The 465-nt window shown below is 45.6% G+C and carries 1 protein-coding gene; it reads right to left on the reverse strand.

From position 1 onward, the window contains the following. A partial coding sequence (locus IV55_RS10460) for a mucin-binding protein (RefSeq protein ID WP_420864894.1) occupies window positions 1-465 on the reverse strand: 465 nt, incomplete at both ends.

Genomic DNA, 465 nt, shown 5'->3' on the forward strand with positions numbered 1-465 from the left:
AGTCCCCGTTAACTGGTTGCTTGTCAATTTGCGCCTTGTCAGCTGTATAACCCTTTAATTCAGGACTTTTGACTGCGTCAAAGCTTTGATCTGCTGACCAATTACCATACGTGTTTTCCCCAGTTACTGCGTCAGTTGAGACTGAACGTGTGAAGTCAACAGAAGCAGTGTGATCAGCTGGAGTTTGATTACCAGCGCCTTGATAATGAATGGTCTCATAAACTGTCTTCTTCATTGTCGTAATCGTTGGCGCGTTCTTGGTATAGGTAACCGTGAATTCTAAGTCCTTTGAGTCCCCGTTAACTGGTTGCTTGTCAATTTGCGCCTTGTCAGCGGTATAACCCTTTAATTCAGGACTTTTGACTGCGGCAAAGCTTTGATCTGCTGACCAAGCACCATACGTCTTTGCCCCAGTTACTGCGTCAGTTGAGACTTGACGTGTGAAGTCGACAGAAGCAGTGTGAT

Origin of the sequence: Furfurilactobacillus siliginis (assembly GCF_001437435.1) — a bacterium.
GTDB classification, from domain to species: domain Bacteria; phylum Bacillota; class Bacilli; order Lactobacillales; family Lactobacillaceae; genus Furfurilactobacillus; species Furfurilactobacillus siliginis.